At 69.9% G+C, this 17,790-nt stretch carries 17 protein-coding genes; 5 read left to right on the top strand and 12 right to left on the bottom strand.

All coding sequences use genetic code 11. The annotated features are described in order from the left end of the window. Positions 1-77 precede the first annotated feature (77 nt). From YIM_RS31800 to YIM_RS31810, 3 genes are read left to right on the top strand one after another with little or no spacing between them, the layout of a single operon-like run. Positions 78-758 carry an ABC transporter ATP-binding protein gene (locus YIM_RS31800; protein WP_153033838.1) on the top strand — a complete coding sequence of 227 codons (681 nt, stop codon included), beginning with the start codon at positions 78-80 and terminating at the stop codon, positions 756-758. After that, positions 755-2,650 carry a YhgE/Pip family protein gene (locus YIM_RS31805; RefSeq protein WP_153033839.1) on the top strand — a complete coding sequence of 632 codons (1,896 nt, stop codon included), beginning with the start codon at positions 755-757 and terminating at the stop codon, positions 2,648-2,650. Before YIM_RS31800 ends, YIM_RS31805 begins: the two co-directional genes overlap by 4 nt. Then, positions 2,647-3,225: a TetR/AcrR family transcriptional regulator gene (locus YIM_RS31810; RefSeq protein ID WP_153033840.1), complete on the top strand. Its 579-nt coding sequence runs from the start codon at positions 2,647-2,649 to the stop codon at positions 3,223-3,225. Before YIM_RS31805 ends, YIM_RS31810 begins: the two co-directional genes overlap by 4 nt. On the opposite strand, the gene YIM_RS31815 is transcribed toward YIM_RS31810, so the two are convergent. From YIM_RS31815 to polA, 7 genes are all read right to left on the bottom strand, one after another. Continuing rightward, positions 3,218-4,231, bottom strand: a complete 1,014-nt coding sequence (locus tag YIM_RS31815; RefSeq protein ID WP_153033841.1) for a PD40 domain-containing protein — start codon at positions 4,229-4,231, stop codon at positions 3,218-3,220. The two genes, YIM_RS31810 and YIM_RS31815, sit on opposite strands and share 8 nt — an antisense overlap. Beyond that, complete coding sequence (locus YIM_RS31820; RefSeq protein ID WP_153033842.1) at positions 4,228-5,472, bottom strand: MFS transporter; 1,245 nt, start codon at positions 5,470-5,472, stop codon at positions 4,228-4,230. Before YIM_RS31820 ends, YIM_RS31815 begins: the two co-directional genes overlap by 4 nt. Before the next feature lie 14 nt (positions 5,473-5,486). Beyond that, positions 5,487-7,058, bottom strand: a complete 1,572-nt coding sequence (locus tag YIM_RS31825) for a discoidin domain-containing protein (RefSeq protein ID WP_153033843.1) — start codon at positions 7,056-7,058, stop codon at positions 5,487-5,489. A gap of 177 nt (positions 7,059-7,235) precedes the next feature. Further along, positions 7,236-7,835 (bottom strand): hypothetical protein, encoded by a 600-nt coding sequence (locus tag YIM_RS31830; protein ID WP_228004127.1) that lies wholly within the window; start codon positions 7,833-7,835, stop codon positions 7,236-7,238. 72 nt (positions 7,836-7,907) lie between these two features. Continuing rightward, positions 7,908-8,357, bottom strand: coding sequence for a VOC family protein (locus tag YIM_RS31835; RefSeq protein ID WP_153033844.1), 450 nt, complete (start codon positions 8,355-8,357; stop codon positions 7,908-7,910). Between the two features lie 57 nt (positions 8,358-8,414). Beyond that, on the bottom strand, positions 8,415-8,849 hold the full coding sequence (locus YIM_RS31840; RefSeq protein ID WP_153033845.1) for a helix-turn-helix domain-containing protein: 435 nt from the start codon (positions 8,847-8,849) through the stop codon (positions 8,415-8,417). Positions 8,850-8,852: 3 nt separating this feature from the next. After that, positions 8,853-11,567: a DNA polymerase I gene (gene polA / locus YIM_RS31845; RefSeq protein ID WP_153033846.1), complete on the bottom strand. Its 2,715-nt coding sequence runs from the start codon at positions 11,565-11,567 to the stop codon at positions 8,853-8,855. Positions 11,568-11,612: 45 nt separating this feature from the next. Here polA and YIM_RS31850 point away from each other — a divergent pair, with 45 nt between their 5' ends. Both YIM_RS31850 and YIM_RS31855 read left to right on the top strand, forming a co-directional pair. Next, a complete protein-coding gene (locus YIM_RS31850) occupies positions 11,613-12,050 on the top strand; it encodes a PaaI family thioesterase (RefSeq protein WP_228004128.1) in 438 nt (145 codons plus the stop codon). A 20-nt stretch (positions 12,051-12,070) separates the two neighbouring features. Then, complete coding sequence (locus tag YIM_RS31855) at positions 12,071-13,024, top strand: LysR family transcriptional regulator (protein ID WP_153033847.1); 954 nt, start codon at positions 12,071-12,073, stop codon at positions 13,022-13,024. On the opposite strand, the gene YIM_RS31860 is transcribed toward YIM_RS31855, so the two are convergent. The 5 genes from YIM_RS31860 to YIM_RS31880 form a co-directional block, all read right to left on the bottom strand. Beyond that, positions 13,008-13,793 (bottom strand): S9 family peptidase, encoded by a 786-nt coding sequence (locus YIM_RS31860; RefSeq protein WP_153033848.1) that lies wholly within the window; start codon positions 13,791-13,793, stop codon positions 13,008-13,010. The genes YIM_RS31855 and YIM_RS31860 overlap by 17 nt on opposite strands. Before the next feature lie 118 nt (positions 13,794-13,911). After that, positions 13,912-14,625: an ABC transporter ATP-binding protein gene (locus YIM_RS31865; RefSeq protein WP_153033849.1), complete on the bottom strand. Its 714-nt coding sequence runs from the start codon at positions 14,623-14,625 to the stop codon at positions 13,912-13,914. Next, on the bottom strand, positions 14,612-15,565 hold the full coding sequence (locus YIM_RS31870; protein WP_153033850.1) for an ABC transporter ATP-binding protein: 954 nt from the start codon (positions 15,563-15,565) through the stop codon (positions 14,612-14,614). Before YIM_RS31870 ends, YIM_RS31865 begins: the two co-directional genes overlap by 14 nt. Beyond that, on the bottom strand, positions 15,565-16,689 hold the full coding sequence (locus YIM_RS31875; protein WP_153033851.1) for a branched-chain amino acid ABC transporter permease: 1,125 nt from the start codon (positions 16,687-16,689) through the stop codon (positions 15,565-15,567). Before YIM_RS31875 ends, YIM_RS31870 begins: the two co-directional genes overlap by 1 nt. Then, positions 16,686-17,699 (bottom strand): branched-chain amino acid ABC transporter permease, encoded by a 1,014-nt coding sequence (locus YIM_RS31880; RefSeq protein ID WP_370468902.1) that lies wholly within the window; start codon positions 17,697-17,699, stop codon positions 16,686-16,688. The genes YIM_RS31875 and YIM_RS31880 overlap by 4 nt, the downstream gene beginning before the upstream one ends. Positions 17,700-17,790: the final 91 nt, after the last annotated feature.

The raw sequence follows: 17,790 nt of genomic DNA on the forward strand, positions 1-17,790 counted from the left end.
GCCCGGTTGAACTTGCCCGATCCCAGCTCCGGGCCTACTTTTGAACTGACCAGTCAGTTCAAATCCCAGGAGCCCCCGTGCAGGTTCACGCCGATCGCGTGTCCGTCACCGGACCGCACGGCACGTTGTTGCCACCGACCTCGTTGACCGTCGCCGCCGGGCAGCTGGCGGTGCTGCACGGCGAGCCGGGTGCCGGGCTGACCGCGTTCGGGCTGGCGCTGGCCGGGCGGTTCAAGCCGGCCACCGGCACGGTCACCGGCCCGGCGAAGCTGCGTGAGGTCTCGGCCGTGGTGGACGCACCCGGCGTCAGCGAGCCGGACGGCGCGCTGAGCCTGAGCGTGGTGGTCGGCGAGGAACTGGCACTCGCGCGCCGCCCGGCGGCCAAGGAGGACGTTCGGCGCTGGCTGGTGGCGAACGACGTCGGCCCGTTCGCGAACACCCGCTTCGAAAACCTCTCGCCGGTGGTGCGCACCCGCCTGCTGACCGCGCTCGCGGCGAGCCGGAAGGGCGTGGAACTGCTCGTGCTGGACACACCCGACCGGCACACCAGCGACGTCGAGAGCTGGTCGGACCTGGCCGCGGAACACGCCGAGCGCGGGCTCGCGGTGGTCGTGCTGAGCGCGACCACGCCGATCTCCGCCCTGCCGTTCACCCCGGCGCGGACCGGTGAGCTGGAACAGCCGGAACCGCGGCAGTGCGCTCCCCTGCCGGAGCCCGAGCCCGAGCCGGAAGAAGACCCCGAAGGAGAAGAGCAGTGAGCAGCATCCGGATCGCCCTCAACGAACTGCGGAGGCTGAGCTCCGGGAAGCTGCCCAAGCTGGCGATGCTCGCGCTGGTGCTGGTCCCGCTGCTCTACGCCTCCTTCTACCTCTACGCGAACTACGACCCGTACGGCAGGCTGAACAAGCTGCCCGCCGCGGTGGTCTCCGCCGACACCGGCGCCACCGACAGCGAGGGCACCCAGCGCAACGTCGGCCGCGAGGTGACCGACGAGCTGGTCGGCTCCGGCACCTTCCAGTGGCACGAGGTCTCCGCAGAGGAGGCGCAGGCCGGGGTCCGCGACGACCGGTACTCCTTCGCCATCACCATTCCCCGCGAGTTCTCCACCGCGCTGCTGTCCACCGGCAACTTCCAGCCGCAGCAGGCGACCATCACGCTGACCACCAACGACGCCAACAACTACCTGTCCGGCACCATCGCCGACCAGGTGGCCGAGCAGGTGCGCGCGACGATCGCGGAGAAGGTGGGCAGCGAGGCGGCGGGCCGCTTCCTCGTCGGCTTCTCCACCATCTACGGAAAGATCGAGGAAGCCTCACGCGGCGCGACGCAGCTCGCCGACGGTGCCGGGCAGCTGGTCAGCGGTCAGCAGCAGCTGGCCGACGGCGCGAGCCAGCTCAACACCGGCAGCACGCAGCTCTCCACCGGGCTCAACACGCTGCGGGACAGCACCGCGCAACTGCCGTCGAAGTCGCAGCAGCTCGCCGACGGCGCCAGCCAGGTCGCGGCGGGCAACGCGAAGGTCGCCTCCGCCGCGCAGGTGGCCGCGGGCGCCTCCACCGATCTGCAGAACTCGCTGGACAACGCGAACGGCCAGCTGGCGCAGGCGCTGCGCAACGGCGGTCTGAGCGAGGAGGAGGTGCAGCACGCGCTGAGCGTGCTGGGCACGCTGCGCAAACCGGTCGACGACGCGAACAGCAAGATCCAGCAGGCGAACAGCGACCTGACCAAGCTGGCCGACGGGGCCCGTCAGGTCTCCGAAGGCGCCGCGCAGCTGGCGTCCTCGGCTCCGACACTGGTCAACGGCATCGGCAAGGCCGCCGACGGCGCGCAGCAGCTGGTCGACGGTTCGTCGAAGCTGGCCACCGGCGAGCAGGACGCGCTCAAGGGCAGCACGCAGCTGCGCGACGGCGCGAACCAGCTCCGCGACGGGCTCGGCGCCGGGCTCAAGGAGATCCCGAACCCCGACGACCCGACCCGCCAGGCCACCGCGAACACCATCGCCGACCCGGTGGCGGTCAACTCGGTCGGCGTGGCCTCGGCCGGGACCTACGGCGCCGGACTGGCCCCGTTCTTCATCTCGCTGGCCACCTGGATCGGCGCGTTCGTGTTGTTCCTGCTGCTGCGGCCGCTCTCGACCAGGGCGCTGACCGCGGGTGCTTCGCCGCTTCGAGTGGCCTTCGGCGGCTGGCTGGCCTCCGCGCTGCTCGGCGTCGCGCAGGTGATCGTGCTGTTCGGCGCGGTGACCTGGCTGGTCGGCATCCACGTGGCACACCCGCTGGGCGCGATCGGGTTCGCCATGCTGGTCTCACTGTCGTTCACCGCGATCGTGCACGCGCTCAACGCGCTGTTCGGCGCGGTCGGCAAGTTCCTCGGGCTGGTGCTGCTGGTGCTCCAGCTGGTCAGCGCGGGCGGCACGTTCCCGTGGCAGACCATCCCGGACGCGTTGTACCCGCTGCACATCGTGCTGCCGATGGGTTACGCCATCGACGGGTTCCGGCACCTGCTCTACAGTGGGGCCTCCCTGAAGATCCTCGGGGACATCGGGGTGCTGCTGGCCTACCTGCTCGGCGCGCTCGCGGTGTCCGCCTACGCGGCGGGCAAGCGTCGCACGTGGACGGTGTCCCAGCTGAAACCGGAGCTGAGCCTGTGAGTGCCAGGGCCGACGCCACCCGGCGCAGACTGTTCGAGGCGACGCTGAAGCTGGCCACCGATCGCGGGCTGGTCGGGCTGACCGTGGACGAGATCGCGGCCGAGGCCGGGGTGGCCAAGGGCACCGTCTACTACAACTTCGGCAGCAAGGACGGGCTGATCGACGCGCTGCTGCGCTACGGCGTCGGTCAGCTCGCCGACCGGCTGCGTGAAGGCGCCGCCCCGGCGGACCCGGTCGAGGCGCTGGAGTCCCAAGTGGACGGTGCGCTGCGGTTCATCGCGGAATACCCCGGCTTCTCGCAGATCCTGGTCAGCGAGATGTGGCGGACGCCGGGCCAGTGGCACGAAACGCTGACGCTGCTGCGCGAGGAGATCATCTCGATCGTCAAGGAGCAGCTGCAGCGCATCGCCGACGCGGGACGGCTGCCCGACGGCGTGCAGATCCCGACCGCGGCGGCCGGGCTGTTCGGCACGCTGCTGGTGGTGGCGCTGGACTGGCAGGTGTTCCAGCGGCAGCGCAGCCGCGACGAGGTCCGCGAGTCGGTGATGGTGCTGATCCGCGGCCTCGCTAAGTGATCGACGGCGAAGATCCCCACTCCACCAGCAGCCGTGGGGCGCCGGAGCCGTCGGCCGGAGCCGCCCAGATGTCGGAGCCGCCGTCGCGCGGGAGTTCGTAGGCAATCGTTTGCGAGTCCAGCCAGACCACCTGGTCGTCAACGCTGCGGGTCTCGGCCAGCGGGGTCTCCCGCAGGGTCGCCAGGTCGAGCACGTATTCGCGCCACGGCCGCGCGGCGTCGCCGGAGACCCGCTTCTTGAACGCCAACCGCGTGCCGTCCGGGGACAGCGACGGGCATTCGGCGTTCTCCAGCAGGGTTCGCGCGGTCCAGGCGTCGTAGTCGCCTTCGAGCAGATGGGTCCGCCCGGCGGTGGACACCGTGGCGTAGAACCGCTTGCCGTCGGCGGTGAATCCCGCGCCCCAGACGTTGACGTCCTCCGCCTGGTACGGCTTGCCCTCCACGGTCAGCGGAATGCCCTCGATGTTGCTCAGGTACGCCTGCTCGCCGCGGTCCAGGATCGCGGTGCGGGTGGAGAAACCGCTGCCCTGGGTGTACGAGTCGCCGGTGACGAAGGTGGTCCAGGTGGCCATGCGACCACCGGCGGACAGCTTCGCGCGGCTCGGAATGCCCGCCACGTCGACCCGTTCGGTCTCGCGCAGTCGTTCGTCCACCCGCAGCGCGACCGCGCTCGGCATGAGGCCGGGCGCGGTCGCCAGGCAGAGCCCGGTCCCGGCTTCGGCGTAGAACCGGTCGCACGAGAGTGAGCTGATCCGGCGCGGCCCGGCCGGATCGGCCAGCGGGACCGAGGCGACCTTGCCGTGGTCCGGTCCCGGCGCGGTGCTGCGGAACAGCAGGCGCCCCGGCTCGGTCAGCCCGACCTCGGCGGACCGGTCGACGGCGATCGTGACGTCCGGCCGGGCGTGCTCCGGGTTCCCCGCCATCGCGTCCAGCGTGTAGACCGTCGCGGCCCCGCCGAGCAGCGCGGTGGCGCCGAGCGCGGTGGCCACCTTGATCCCGAGCCTCATGCCACTCCCCTTTCCGCGCGCAACGGCCGGGCGATCAGCGCCGCGACCACCACAACCGCCAGCGCCGCCACCGCGAGGACCAGCGCGGTCCGCATGCCCCACACCGTCCAGGCCGCGCCGAACAGCACCGAGGACGCCAGCTTCGCCAGCGCCTGCCCGGTCTGCAGCACGGCCATTCCGCTGGTCCGCAGCCCGGCGGGCAGCAGCGGCCCGGCCGCCGCCATCAGCACGCCGTCGGTGCAGGCGTAGAAGAGGCCGTGCGCGGCCAGGCCCGCGACCACCAGCCACAGCCCGTCGGCCGCCCCGAGCAGCAGGACGTAGGCGGCCAGCAGCGCGAGATGTCCCGCCACGAACACGCGCCACCGGCCGATCCGGTCGGCCACCCGGCCCATCGGCACCGCCAGCAGCAGGTACACCCCGGCGGTGCCCAGCGGCAGCACGGCGAACCAGGCGGGCTCGATGGCCAGCCGGTCCTGCAGCAGCAGGTAGACGAACGCGTCGCCGACGGTGGCCAGGCCGAACACCGCCGCCCAGCCGCAGATCCGCCGGAAACCCTTGTCCCGCAACAGACCGAACGCCGACCTCAGGGAGACCGATCGCCGTGGCGGGGCGGGTTGCCGGTGGTCGCGGACGAACAGCACCAGCAGCACCACACCGAGCGTGGCGACGCAGAAGCTGACGAAGAACACCGCCCGGTACCCGCCGGTCACCGCCCACAGCAGCAGGAACGCCGCGAGCGGCCCGAGAAAGGCGCCGACGGTGTCCATCGCGCGGTGCACGCCGAACGCGCGGCCGAGCGTGCCGGGATCACTGCTCAGCGAGATCAGCGCGTCCCGCGGCGCGGTCCGCAGGCCCTTCCCGGTCCGGTCGGCCGCCAGCACCAGCCCCATCGAGGTCGCCGAGCCGGTCGCGCCGAGCAGGCCGAGCTTGGCCACGGCGGAGATGCCGTAACCGAGCCCGGCCATCAGCTTGCGGCGCTGCCAGCGGTCGGCCAGCGTGCCGCCGATGATCCGCACGAACGCGGTCACCCCGGAGTACAGCCCGTCCAGGATGCCGAACTGCAACGGGGAGAAACCCAGCTGCAGCACCAGGTACAGCGGGAGCACGGCGGTCACCATCTCCGAGGAGACGTCGGTGACCAGGCTGACCGCGCCGAGGGCGAACACGTTGCCCGCCACCCTGCGCCCGCCGCGCCGCGGCTGGGCTTCGAGGCCGGTTTCCCGCGCCGATGCGATGTACACGGTCGCCTCCCCGATCAGCGGCAGGTGTAGGGACCCGCCTTGTCGAGGAGCTTCCCGTCGGTGCCGATGATCTCCCAGGAGTAGGTCCTGCCCTCGGCCACGAACTTCATCACGCCGTGCTTGGCGAACGACTTCTCCACGCCCTCACGCGGCTTGATCTGCGTGTACAGGCTGTCGCCGCCGATGCCGACGATGGCCGAGCGCACCCCGTTCGCCTCGTCCACCCTGCCCTGCGAGTTGAGCGGCTTGATCCGCTCGTAGTGGTGGTCGTGCCCGCCGAAGACCACGTCGGCCCTGGCCCGGACCATCTCGTCCCACAGCGGCGCGATGCTCTTGTTGTCGCCGTACTCACCCGAGTTGAACCGCGGGTGGTGCCAGTAGCCGACCACGCACGACTTCGTGTTCTTCGCCAGGTCCTGCTTGAGCCAGGCCACCTGCTCGGCGGAGTTGCCGTCGGTCACCGGGTCGGAGTCGAGCGCGACGAAGTGGAAGTCGCCGACGTCGAAGCTGTAGTACGGCTTGCCCTGCGGCGTGGCGATCGGCCCGAAGTACGACTTGTACCCCTTGAGCTGGTCGTACCACTCGTGGTTGCCGGGGGTGGGCTTGGTGATCGCCTTGAACTTGCCCCAGGTCTTGTCGTAGTAGGCCTGGAACTCCTTGAGCGTGCCGTTGTCGTACTGGTTGTCGCCGACGGTCAGCACGTGCTGGGGCTTGATGCCGGCGACGAGTTCGGCGGTCTTGGAGTGCTCCGACGGCAGCTCGCGCTTGGCGATGTCCCCGGCGATCACGAAGACCGTGCCGCCGGTGCCGTTGCCGGGCTGGGTGCTCGCCTTCACCTCGGCGCTCGGCGCCGAGACGTTGCCCGCCGCGTCACGGGCACGCACCGCGTAGGTGAACGTGGTGCCGGAGGCGAGGGCCGTGTCGGTGTACCCGGCCGTGGTGGTCGTGCCGACGACGTTGCCGTTGCGCAACACCTCGTACCCGGTCACGCCGACGTTGTCGGTGGCCGGCGTCCAGGCCAGGGTGACCGTGTCCGTGGTGGCCGTGGTGGCCTTCAGCCCGGACGGCGCGCTGGGTGCCTCGACGTCACCACCTCCGGTGCGGGAGCCGTGCACCTCCAGTTCCCAGAGCGAGTAACCGTAGCTGGTGGCGCGCTGGGTGCCGAGGACCCGCACGTACCGAGCGGAGGCGTCCAGCCCGGTGATCTCGTCGACCGCGCCGTCCGAACCGGTGACGGACTCGACCGTGGTCCAGGCCGTGCCGTCGGCGGACACCTGGAGCTGGTACGCGCTGGCGTGGGCGGCTTCCCAGTTCAGCTTCACCCGGCTCACCCGCGCGGGCCCGCCGAGGTCGACCGCGATCCACTGTGGATCGCTGCCCTCCGCGCTGGCCCACCGGGTGGTGGCGTCGCCGTCGACGGCGAGCCCGCCGCCGAAGGTGTCGTTCTCCACCGACGAGGTGGTGGTGGGTTTCTGGTGGGACAGCAGGGTTTCCGCCAGGGTCTCGCCACTGGCGGCGACCACGGACTGCGCCAGCAGGGCGGCCAGCGCCACCGGCAGCCCCTTCAGCAGGGCGGATCGGCTCATCTTCGCTCTCCTCGAGGTGCGGGCGGCGGAAAGCGGCGGTGTTCAATCGGCGGTTCAATTAGTAAACAAAGTTACCTGTTTCAACTGTCTGGCAACGTAGCACCGTTGCCGATTTCCGATCAAGAGCGCGCGAAAACGCCCCCACCACCGGAGCAGCGGGGGCGTTCGAGTGAAGGGTTACCGCACGTAGGGCCGGTTGTGCCCGATCTGGTGCACCGAGGTCGGGCGGTCCTCCAGCGCCCGTTCGACCGCCTCGAGCACCCCGGCGGCGATCTCGGCGTGGCTCAGCGGGCGCCCGGTCTGCTCCGAGATCGCGCCGAGCCGCACCTGCTGGGTGGGGTGCACCACGAGCAGCGACTCCGCCTCGCCCGCCTTCACCGACGCGGCCTCCCGCACCTCCACCACCGGGGCGTCGAGTCGGAGCAGCGGCTCCACCACCCCCATCACCGCCCGGCGGTAGGAGTCGTGCACCCAGGCCACCAGCAGATCAGCCGGGCCGCCGAGCGCCTCCTCCGCCTTCTTCGCCAGTTCCCGTGGACGTTCCCATTGCGCTTCGACCCAGATGGCCCGGCCCAGCGTCGCGGTACCGCCCTGCGGCCGGTGCCCGCGCCCGCCCATCGACATCCGGGCGGCGATGCCCGGCTCGAGCGGTCGACGGCCGATCGGGCTGTACCGCCTGCTCGGCAGGACCACCAGCCACCCGTCACCGGTCAGGGATTCCGCGACGCCGGCCAGCATGCCGGTGCCACCGAGGATCAGCGCCTTTCTCAGCACCATGGCAGTCACGCTACTCGCGAGTGGAAGTCCCTGCCGTCCGGCGAAAGGCTTGTTTACAACGGCGAAACGCGCTCAACCGTCCACACAGAGTCCCCAGTCCTTCGCTTCGTCGAATTCCCGTCGCTCGGTGAGACTGAACCAGTTCCCGGAGTCATCGCGGAACACACATTCCACTCCGTACGGTCGGTCAGCCGGTTCCTGCAGGAAGTTCACCCCGCGCGCGGAAAGCGTCTCGAAGGTGCCGCGGCAGTCTTCGGTCTCGAACACGCCCATGCCGAGCACGCCCTTGGCGATCAGTTGCCGCAACTGCTTCTCGGTTTCCGGGTCGTGCTGCGGCGGTCCCGGCTCCATCAGGGTGAATTCCAGGCCCGGCTGCCCGGGCAGGCCGACGGTCAGCCAGCGGAACCGCCCGTCCATCTTCACGTCCTGGCGCACCTCGAAACCGAGCTTGCCGGTGTAGAACTCCTTGGCGGAGTCGTAGTCCAGCACGTAGATGCCGGCGTGCGACAAATTATTGATCATTTCCACTCCCGTCCGACGCACTGGACCGAACGCTAGCCGCGCCCGCCGCCGGATGGCTTATCCGGAAGTGACGTCCTTTCCGGACTCGTTCCCGAACGCCGACGGCCTGGTCCACATCATCAGGTAACAACCGGGAACAGGCGGTGCGCCGTGCCGCCTCACCCGTTCGCGGTAGGCGGTCGGGCTTTCGCCGGTGATCTCGGTGAACCGGCGGCTGAACGTGCCGAGGCTGGAATAGCCGACCAGCAGGCACACCTCGGTCACCGTCAGGTTCGCCGAGCGGAGCAGGTCCTGGGCGCGCTCGATCCGCCGCCGCGCCAGGTACGCACCGGGCGTCTCACCGAAGGCGGCGGCGAACGTGCGGATGAAGTGCTCGCGGGACCAGCCCGCCACCTTGGCGAGCTGGTCCACGTCGAGCGGTTCGGCGTAGTGCGCGTCGATCCGGTCCTTCGCCCGGCGAAGGTGCCCCAGCGCGTCGACGCGTCCCGTCATTGACTAATGCGCCGCGTCGTTCCACGAACGGCCGTAGCCGACCGAGACCTCCAGTGGCACGGCCAGTTCGTAGGCGGCGCCCATTTCCTTGCGCACCAACGCTTCCAGCTCGTCGTGCTCGCCGTCGGCGACTTCGAGCACCAGTTCGTCGTGCACCTGGAGCAGCACCCGGCTGCGCAGCTTCGCCTCGGTCAGCGCGCGGTGCACGTTGAGCATGGCGACCTTGATGATGTCGGCCGCGCTGCCCTGGATCGGCGCGTTGAGCGCCATCCGCTCGGCCATCTCGCGGCGCTGCCGGTTGTCGCTGTTCAGGTCGGGCAGGTAGCGGCGGCGGCCGAAGATGGTCTCGGTGTAACCGACCTTGCCCGCCTCCACCACCACGGACTGCAGGTAGTCGCGCACCCCGCCGAACCCGGCGAAGTAGTCGTCCATCAGCCCGCGCGCCTCCTCGGTGGAGATGCGCAGCTGCGCGGAGAGCCCGTACGCCGACAGCCCGTAGGCCAGGCCGTAGTTCATCGCCTTGATCTTGGCCCGCTGCGCGCCGGTGACCTCGCCGGGCTCCACGCCGAACACCTTCGCCGCGGTGGCCGCGTGGAAGTCGAACCCGGACTGGAACGACTCGATCAGCGCGGCGTCCTCGGACAGGTGCGCCATGATCCGCATCTCGATCTGGCTGTAGTCCGCGGTCATCAGGTCGCTGTAACCCTCGCCGACCACGAAGGCGTCGCGGATGCGGCGGCCCTCCTCGGTGCGGATCGGGATGTTCTGCAGGTTCGGCTCGGTGGACGAGAGCCGCCCGGTGGCCGCGATGGTCTGGTACAGCGTGGTGTGGATGCGCCGGTCGTCCGCGATGGACTTGATCAGCCCCTCCACCGTGGTGCGCAGGCGGGTGGCGTCGCGGTGTTCGAGCAGGTGCTGCAGGAACGGGTGCTCGGTCTTCTCGAACAGGGTCTGCAGCGCGTCCGCGTCGGTGGTGTACCCGGTCTTGGTGCGCTTGGTCTTCGGCATCTGCAGCTCGTCGAACAACACCACCTGCAGCTGCTTCGGCGAGCCGAGGTTGATCTGCTTGCCGATCACCTCGTAGGCGGCTTCGGCGGCCTGGTGCACGCGGCTCGCGTAGTGCGCCTCGAGTTCGGTGAGCTGCTCGATGTCGACCGCGATCCCGGCCGCCTCCAGCTCGTTGATCACCTCGAACAGCGGCAGCTCGATCTCGTCGAGCAGCTTGGTGCCGTTCATCTTGCCGAGTTCCTCGTGCAGCGCGCCGGTCAGCTCGGCGATCGCGCGCGCCCGCACCAGCTCGGCCTGCACGATCTTGGCGTCGGCGCCCTCGGCCCCGTCGAGCAGCGAGAGCTGCCCGTCGCCCTCGTCGGCGTCCGAGCGCAGCTCGCGGCTGAGGTAGCGCAGGGTCAGGTCGTCCAGTTCGAACGAGCGCTGGCCGGGGCGGACCAGGTACGCGGCCAGCTCGGTGTCGGTGCGCAGCCCGGACAGCCGCCAGCCGCGGGCGAGCATCCCGTGCACGGCCACCTTCAGCGCGTGCCCGCTCTTGCCCGCCTTCTCGTCGGCGAGCCAGGCCACCAGCGCCTTCTCGTCGGTTTCGTCCAGAGTGGACACGTCGAGGTAGGCACCGGCGCCGTCCTCGGCGGCGAACGCGATCGAGAGCACGTCGGCGGTGACCGAGGCACCGGTGGTGCGGAAGGACAGCCCGGTCACCGTGCCCGCGGCCGCGTGCTCGGCCAGCCAGCCGCCGACCTGCCCCGGCTCCAGCGCGGCGCCGGTGACCTCGAAGCCCTCGTCGGCCTCGGGCTCGGCGCTGGACAGCGTGGCGAACAGCCGATCCCGCAGCACGCGGAACTCCAGCTCGTCGAACAGCCGGTGCACCGCGTCGCGGTCCCACGGCTTGAGTTCCAGCTCCGGCGGGCTGGCCTCCAGCGGCACCTCGCGGACCAGCTCGGTGAGCTGGCGGTTCAGCGCGACCGAGCTGAGGTGGGCGCGCAGCGCGTCACCCGCCTTGCCCTTGACCTCGTCCACCCGGTCGATCAGGTCGTTCAGCGAGCCGAACTGCTGGATCCACTTGGTCGCGGTCTTCTCCCCCACCCCCGGGATGCCGGGCAGGTTGTCCGAGGGGTCCCCGCGCAGCGCGGCGAAGTCCGGGTACTGCGACGGGGTGAGCCCGTACTTCTCCGACACCGCGGCCGGGTCGAAGCGCACCAGGTCCGAGACGCCCTTGCGCGGGTAGAGCACGGTGACCGCGTCGGTGACCAGCTGCAGTGCGTCGCGGTCGCCGGTGCAGATGAGCACCTGGTAACCGAGCGCCTCCGACTGCGTGGTCAGCGTGGCGATGATGTCGTCGGCCTCGTAGTTCTCCTTGGTCAGGATCGGGATGCCCAGTACCCCGAGCACGTCCTTGACCAGGTCGACCTGGCCCTTGAAGTCGTCCGGGGTGGCCGAGCGGCCCGCCTTGTAGTCGGCGTAGGCCTCCGAGCGGAAGGTCTGGCGCGAGAGGTCGAACGCGACCGCGAGGTGGGTCGGCTGCTCGTCGCGCAGCAGGTTGATCAGCATCGAGGTGAACCCGAACACCGCGTTGGTGACCTGGCCGGTGGTGGTGCGGAACCGGTCGGCGGGTACCGCGAAGAAGGCGCGGTACGCCATCGAGTGCCCGTCGATGAGCAACAGGCGGGGTGTGTCGTTCGCTACTTGGGTGTTCTCGGCTGGGCTCACGGGAGCGAGTCTAGGGTGAGACCCCGACACTCTAAGGAGGCACGGGTGCCCGAGCAGGGGGCGGCGATCACCGCCGAGAAGTTCCAGATCGATCCGCGGTGGGCGCAGCAGCAGCTCAACGACAAGGTCGGCATGAAGCTGCTGGAAGTGACCAAGGAACGCGTGGTCGGCACGATCCCCGTCGAGGGCAATCTGCAGCCGTACGGCCTGTTGCACGGCGGCGCCAACGCGGTGCTCGCCGAGGCGCTTGGCTCCACCGTGGCCGCGGTCAACGCCGGTCCCGAGCGCGCCGCCGTCGGCCTCGAGCTGTCGTGCACGCACCACCGCGGCGTGCGCGAGGGCCTGGTCACCGGGGTGGCCGTGCCGCTGCACGTCGGCCGGAGCACGATCACCGTCGAGATCGTGCTGACCGACGACGCCGGCAAGCGCACCTGCACCGCCCGCCTGACCTGCGCCGTCCGTGAGCGCCCGCCGGGGTCCTGAGCTGGGTAGATTCCCTGGTCATGGACCTCGACCTGGGGCAGGTGCGCGCGTTCGTGGCGGTCGCGGAGCACCAGAACTTCACCCGCGCCGCGCAGAGCCTGTTCCTCACCCAGCAGGCGCTGTCCAAGCGCATCGGCAAGCTGGAGGACGCGCTGCCCGGCGCGTTGTTCCGGCGCACCAACCGCGGCGTCGAACTGACCGACGCGGGCCGCCGGTTCCTGCCGCTGGCCCGCGAGCTGGTCAAGCTGAACGACGAGGCGGTGGTCGCGGCCACCGGCGAGCGGCCGCGCCTGCGCGTCGACGTGATCGACCACCGGCTTTCGCCGCTGTTCGTGCTGCGCCGGTGCGCGATGGCCGATCCGGACCTGCGGGTCGAGCGCAGCACCCGGCAGGGCCTGGTGAACAGCTTCGAGCCGCTGCTGGCCGGTGAGCTGGACCTGGCCTTCGGCTGGGCCGGCGAACCGGGCCGCGAGCTGCCGTCCGGGCTGGCGCAGCGCCTGGTCCGGCTGGAACCTCTGGTCGCGCTGCTGCCCCCGGAGCACCGGCTCGCCGCCGGTGACGCCGTCCGCGTCGAGGACCTGCGGGATGAGGGGATCTGGCTGCCTTCGCTGGCCGGTCCCGGCGAGTTCCGCGCCTTCCTGCGCGCCAGCTTCGGCGGCTGGTCGGTGCCCATCGACGACTCCGGCGTCAGCTTCGACCTGCGGCACACGCTGGAGCAGACCCGGTACGGCAGGCCGAGGGTGACGCTGGCCGGGGCCGACATGGAGCTGGCGTCGGACCTGAACCTGCGCCGCCTGCCGTTCGCGCCGTCGCCGCTCTACCCGTGGTCGGTGGTGTGGCGCCGGGGCGGTGAGTCACCAGCCCTGGTCCGGCTGCTCAAGCTGATGAGCCTGCTCAGCCGGAAGGAGGGCTGGTGCTCCTACGACCCGGACCGCGACTGGCTGCCCGAAGGCACCATCAAAGGCGGGCGCTGAACCACGCGGTGAACTCGGCGTCGACCACCGCCGCGTGCTCGTTCGGCGTGCCGTCCTCCTCGGCCATCGTGTGCCCCATGCCCGGCACGGTGACCAGCTTCGAGGACTCGCCGAGCGCGAGGTGCAGTGCCGCCGACGGCTCCCGGAACGCCACGTCGTCGGCCTCGCCGACAACCAGCAGCAGGTCCGTCCCGAGTTCGGCTGCCCGGCTCACGTAGTCGTAGTGGTCGGCGACCGCGCGCGAACGGTCGGTCCACGGGTAGCTCATGCCGTAGAAGCGCTCGTTGCGGCCGACCGCCGGGGCCAGCTGCACCACCGGGCTGACCACCGCGGCCGCCGCGATCGGCACCTCGGCGCGGGCCAGCACCTCCAGCGCCACGGTCGACCCGGCCGAGCCGCCGGCCACGCCGATCGGGCCGTCGGTGATGGCGAACCGCTCGCGCAGCTCGGCGACCGCCGCCGGGAACTCGTCCGCCGCCTGCCCGGTGACCGGCTCCATCACCTGGAGCACGTAGTCCTCGCCGGCTCGCCGGAAGAACTCGTCGAATCCGCCTTCGGGCAGCCGGTCGCCCGACATCGGCAGTCCGAAGTAGACGCGCCAGGCGTCGAGTCCCCGCATCGGCACCGCTTCGGCCATCGCCGCCTCCGAGGCGGGCGGCTCCATCAGGTGCCAGGTGACCACGAGCGGCGCCGGTCGCTCCCCCGCGGGTGGCAGCGCGACGAACGGGACACCGGCGGCCACACCCTGGACGGCGTTCGAGGTGGTCATTGCTGTTTCTCCTTCGCTGTTTTCCTTGATATGTATAGGAAACAGCCTCCGGAGCCGGAGGTCCAACAGCTGTTCGCGCCCCCGCCACAACCCGCGGTTGTGACGGGGGCGCGAAGGGTCAGCCGACGCCGAGATAGGCCTCCTTGACCGACGGGTCGGCCAGCAGTTCCTGGCCGGTGCCGGTCTTGGTGATCTGCCCGGTCTCCAGCACGTACGCCCGGTGCGCGCGCGAAAGCGCCTGCTGGGCGTTCTGCTCGACCAGCAGCACCGTGGTGCCCTGCTTGTTGATCTCGGTGATGATCCGGAAGATCTGCTGGATGAACTGCGGGGCCAGCCCCATCGAGGGCTCGTCCAGCAGCAGCAGCTTCGGCTTGGCCATCAGCGCGCGCCCGATCGCGAGCATCTGCTGCTCGCCACCGGACATCGTGCCGCCCGCCTGCGTCCGCCGCTCCGCCAGCCGGGGGAACAGCTCGAACACCCGGTCCAGGTCCGGCTGCAGCTTCTTCCGGTCCTTGCGGGCGTAGGCGCCCATGTCCAGGTTCTCCATCACCGTCATGCCGGGAAAGATCCCCCGGCCTTCCGGCGCCTGCGAGATGCCGCGGACCACCCGGAGGTCGGCCCGCAGCTTGGTGATGTCCTCACCGGCGAAGGAGATCGACCCGGCCGAGAGCGGCCGGATCCCGGAGATGGCGCGCATGGTGGTGGACTTGCCCGCGCCGTTCGCGCCGATGAGGGTGACGATCTCCCCCTCGGCCACGGTCAGCGTCAGCTCCGACACCGCCTTGATCCGTCCGTAGTGGACGGACACTCCGGAGAGCTCAAGCAACGTCATCGTCTGGCACCCCCAGATACGCCGCGATCACCGCGGGGTTGTCCCTGATCTCGGCGGGGCTGCCGTCCGCGATCTTCTTGCCGAACTCCAGCACCACGATCCGGTCGGTGACGCCCATGACCAGCTTCATGTCGTGCTCGATGAGCAGCACGGTGTAGCCGTCGTCGCGGATCTTCTTGATCAACCCCATGAGTTCTTCCTTCTCCTGGGGGTTGAACCCGGCGGCGGGCTCGTCGAGGCACAGCAGCTTCGGCTCGGTGGCCAGCGCCCTGGCGATCTCCAGGCGGCGCTGGTAGCCGTAGGGCAGGTTCCTCGCCTTGTCCGCGGCGCGGTCGGCGATGCCGACGAACTCCAGCAGCGCCATCGCCCGATCGACCGCGGCCTTCTCCTCCTTGAAGTGGCGGGGAAGGCGCAGCAGCGCGCCGAGCACGCTGGTGCGGTGCCGGGCGTCGGTGCCGACGACCACGTTCTCCAGCGCGGTCATCTCGCCGAAGAGCCGGATGTTCTGGAAGGTCCTGGCGATCCCGAGCTGGGTGATGCCGTGCTTGGAGACCTTGCCCAGCGGCCTGTCCTCCAGCAGCACCTGGCCCGAGGTCGGCCGGTAGACCCCCGTCATCGCGTTGAAGCAGGTGGTCTTGCCGGCGCCGTTCGGCCCGATCAGCCCGAGGATCTCCCCGCGCTTGATGTTGAACGAGACGCCGTCCAGCGCGACCAGGCCGCCGAAGCGCACGGTCAGCTCGCGCAGTTCGAGCAGGGTCTCCCCGACGTCGACGGCGATGTCGCGGTCCGGGGCGACGACCTCGGCGACCTCCGCGTCGTGCGCGGCCCGCTCCTCGGCCGTCATGTGCGCCAGTTCGGCGACGATGCCGCCTTCGGCGACGACCTCCGGCCCGGCGTCCCCGTTCCGGGGGCTGTCCGAGGGGTTGTCCGGTGTGGTCATCAGCTCGCCCCTCCGTTCTTCTCGACCACCAGCGCGGTGTCGCTGGACACCTGCTCACCCTTGCCCAGCAGGCGCTGGTAGGCCAATCTGCCGTAGGTCAGCAGTCGCTGGCGCGCCCCGAGCAGGCCCTGCGGGCGGAAGATCATCAGCACGATCAGCGCCAGGCCGAAGATCAGGAACTTGTACTCGGCGATCACCAGGAAGCGCAGCGGCACGTAGGCGACCACCACCGCGCCGAGAATGACCCCGACCTTGTTGCCCGATCCGCCGAGGATCACCGCGGCCAGGAACAGCATCGAGGTGACCACGTCGAACTTCTGGTTGTTCACGAAGCCGATCTGCCCGGCGTAGAGCGCGCCGGAGAGCCCGCCGATGGCCGCGCCGATGACGAACGCCCAGATCTTGAACTTGAACGTGTTCACGCCCATGATCGACGCCGCGTCCTCGTCGTCGCGGATGGCGATCCAGGCGCGGCCGACCCGGCTGCGCTCCAGGTTCCCGACCAGGAACAGCACCAGGATGATCACCGTGACGGTCAGCCAGTACCACGGCGTGCCGTCGGTGTTGTTGAACAACGCGCTGCCGTCGGCGTTGGTGCCGGGTGGATGCCCGACACCCTGGAAGCCGGACTGCCCGCGCAGCGGGTCGACGTTGTCCGCGATCAGGCGGACGATCTCGCCGAAGCCCAGCGTCACGATGGCCAGGTAGTCACCACGTAGTCGTAGTGTCGGTGTGCCGAGAATGACGCCGAAGACCATGGTGATCGCCATCGCCAGTGGGATCACCGCCAGGAACGGCAGCTTCTGCAGTGGTGAGTCCGGGCTGGTGAACAGCGCGGCCACGTAGGCACCGATGGCGAAGAACCCGATGTAGCCCAGGTCCAGCAGGCCGGCCTGGCCGACCACCACGTTCAGGCCGATGGCGACCAGCGCGTAGCGGGCCACCTCGAACATCGCGATCTGGAAGTCGAACCCGGGTTCGGTGGAGATGATCGGCGGGTTCAGCACCGGCAGCGCGTAGACCAGCGCCACCACCGGGATCAGCACGAGCCACTGCTGCGGCCGCGAGAGGTTGCTCCACCACTCGCCCAACGAGCGGCGGCTTGCGGTGTTTGGCGTCGTCATACCCGTGCCTTCCCGAGAGACTCACCGAGGATGCCGGTGGGACGGAACATCAGGATCAGCACCAGCAGCACGAACGCGACCACGTCGCGCCACTCGCCGCCGAACAGGGATTGCCCGTAGTTCTCGGCGAGCCCGAGCAGCAGGCCGCCGAGCAGCGCGCCACGCAGGTTGCCGATGCCGCCGAGCACGGCGGCGGTGAACGCCTTGATCCCGAGCAGGAAGCCGCCCTGGTAGGACGCTCCCTGGGGGTTCTTCATCATGTACAGCAACGCGGCGGCGCCGGCCAGCAGGCCACCGATGAGGAACGTGATCACGATGACCCGCTCCTTGTTCACGCCCATCAGCGTGGCGGTGTCCGGGTCCTGCGCGACCGCGCGGATGCCGCGGCCGAGGCGGCTGCGGTTCACGAACATGTCGATGCCGACCATCATCAGGATCGAGGCGAGCACGATGATGATGGTGATGTTGGTGACGCTGGCGCCGAAGAGTTCGAAGACCTCCTGCGGGCGCAGCAGCCGGATCGCCTGCTCGGCGTTGCCGCCGCGCCAGATGAAGATCAGCTGCTGGAGCACGAAGGAAGCGCCGATGGCGGTGATCAGGAAGACCAGCCGTGGCGCGCCCTTCTTCCGCAGTGGCCGGTAGGCGACTCTTTCCAGTGCCACCGCCGTGCCGCCGGATACCGCCATCGCGGCGACCAGTGCCAGCAACAGGAAGCCGATCAGCTCCATCACCGGCAGGTCGGGCGTGGCGCCGGGACGGAAACCGAGGCCGTAGAAGACGAACCAGGTGGCGTAGGCGCCGTAGATGAACACTTCGGAATGCGCGAAGTTGATCAGCTTCAGCACCCCGTAGACCAGGGTGTAGCCGAGCGCGACCAGGGCGTAGATGCTGCCCTGGGAAAGCCCTTCGACGGTGCTGGTCCAGAACTGGTCACCCAGCGCCCCGAGGTCGAACTTGATCCAGCTGTCCTCCTGCGCGAGGAACAGCGGTAGTGCGTGGTTTATGGACACACTCGTTCTCCATGTGGTTCCGGGGTGTGCCCGCGACGGGATCTAACCGTCGCGCGCACACCCCGGTTACAAAAATCGATTTGCCGAGAGC

The sequence above is a fragment of the Amycolatopsis sp. YIM 10 genome (assembly GCF_009429145.1).
Lineage (GTDB): Bacteria > Actinomycetota > Actinomycetes > Mycobacteriales > Pseudonocardiaceae > Amycolatopsis.